This is a genomic window from Candidatus Symbiopectobacterium sp. (assembly GCF_020054415.1).
Taxonomy (GTDB): domain Bacteria; phylum Pseudomonadota; class Gammaproteobacteria; order Enterobacterales; family Enterobacteriaceae; genus Symbiopectobacterium.
In genome coordinates this window covers 1-1,753 of record NZ_JAHWCO010000336.1, presented here as the reverse complement: position 1 = coordinate 1,753, position 1,753 = coordinate 1, and the positions used below count along the sequence as shown (strand labels likewise).

The 1,753-nt window shown below is 46.8% G+C and carries 2 protein-coding genes and 1 pseudogene; 1 reads left to right on the top strand and 2 read right to left on the bottom strand.

Annotation, left to right across the window (positions count from 1 at the left end):
- Positions 1–122: IS1 family transposase (locus QZ506_RS09915; protein ID WP_367272997.1), on the bottom strand; the 122-nt coding region annotated here is incomplete at its 3' end.
- A gap of 1,206 nt (positions 123–1,328) precedes the next feature.
- Between QZ506_RS09915 and QZ506_RS09910 the strand changes: the two are divergent.
- Positions 1,329–1,535 (top strand): annotated as a pseudogene (locus QZ506_RS09910) (helix-turn-helix domain-containing protein); the annotation flags it as partial.
- Here the strand turns inward: QZ506_RS09910 and QZ506_RS09905 are convergent.
- On the bottom strand, positions 1,491–1,625 hold the full coding sequence (locus QZ506_RS09905) for a hypothetical protein (protein ID WP_291970807.1): 135 nt from the start codon (positions 1,623–1,625) through the stop codon (positions 1,491–1,493). The pseudogene QZ506_RS09910 and the gene QZ506_RS09905 sit on opposite strands and share 45 nt — an antisense overlap.
- Positions 1,626–1,753: the final 128 nt, after the last annotated feature.

Sequence of the window (1,753 nt, the reverse complement as noted above, 5' to 3'; positions counted from 1 at the left end):
TGTAGCCATCCGTGTTTGCATGACTGACGACGGTAACGCTGATGGCCACTTTTGCCATAACCGTGTTTTTTCACAGGAGATGTCTGTTCACAAAACGGGCATCTTACATCAACTTTAGCCACTGTATTCCACATCCAAAACTGGACATTTCACACTGCAATCTACATATTGAATACACGACCCAAAGCGGCGATGCAAATTCTCACTGCATTGCAATAGACAACCATTATCCACTTACGCACTGGCGATGAACCTTCATGAGGTTCATCGCCTATCAAATGTATTTCTTGGCGTCCATAGAAAACCAGAAAAATAGTCGGGGAGCGGAGATAGGGACGCTTAGTTAGCGGTTGTTCTGTACAAGCTGTATCTTAATATTCAATTTAACATAATATTCATTATGCGCACCAGTGCGCCAGTCAGCCAGAAACACGCCTGTCATCGTCACCACAACCACACACACCCCCCTGAACGGCATTGCTGGCAGATTCTTTTGTCTTCGACCATCAGACACTGATAGCGCTTCTCAGGCCGCTAAAAGCAAACCCCGTCTGGCAGGACGCTGACGCGGGTTCATCGTTTCTCTGATAACGCGCACTGGCCTCGGCGGTCTGACCAGAGGCATCACATGAAATCACCTTGTGCCGCCTTCCATGCGCTAACGCGCATCACAAAACAACCCCCAAACAACAACGCTCAGCGCACCCATGTGGCGTTGACTTCGTGTCAGAACAGAATTAATGTATAAATACACAGTTAAAATATAAGGAGCGTTATCTGATGGCTGGCGAAGAAGAAAAAACACGAGAAAAAACGCAGTCCCGGTGGCTATGATAGCCATAATCTCGGGGGCCATACGACTGACCATGGTGACGGTACCGCCACCACAACCGATAATCGTGGCTCAATAAGGCACTATTCCGGCAGCGATCGCCGTTCTGGCAGTCATACTCACCGGGGCGGTGGCAAGGGTGGAGACAGAAATCGACATAACGGCCCGAATAACGCCGAGATTTAAAGCTCCAGTGTCAGATCTAGTCGCGACTAATACACATTATACCGTTCACATCAGCAATCTGCTGGCTTTCATTCTGGCTAGGCTCAGTGTTAACCGGAGCATCCTGGGTTTACGCTAGGCTGCAAGAAAAGGATTTTATAGTAGGATTATCAAAAGGATGGGTTAATCTAACATCGCCAGACAGTACCGTGGCATTGATGTTATCCATAGGAATAATGCTAATCGCAATTGGGCTATTATTCGTACCACTATACCCGTGATCATTGAAGATGCTTGATTTTACGCGCTAAGAAGATCATGCTCACCCACTATGAAGATATTTATTACCGACAAGCAAAAAGCCGAACTCGAACACCTTCATGACACCAGTCGTGATAAGCGTGTTTGTGATCGCATCAAAGCCGTCCTGCTGGCCTCCGAAGGCTGGAGCTCTGCGATAATTGCGCAAGCTCTGCGTCTGCACGAAACGACGCTAAACCAATATATCAACGATTACGTCAACACTCGCAAACTTAAACGGCTTTGTTGAATAATAGGGAATAATGCTGTTATGACACGCCTGTTTTGGGGCTTTGTTGAATAATAGGTAATCATGCTGTTTTTCCATGCCAGTTTTGGGGCTTTGTTGAATAAATAGATATTATGCTGCGTAGCCATAAAGGCTGCGGATTCCCTTGACGTAAAATCAGTATGTTAAATCCAGAGCGTGGTGATGCATCCCGGAGCGATCAGCAT

Excerpts from the sequence above, each read along its gene's own strand:
- QZ506_RS09905 (WP_291970807.1), bottom strand. The coding sequence starts at position 1,625 with ATGGAAAAACAGCATGATTACCTATTATTCAACAAAGCCCCAAAACAG.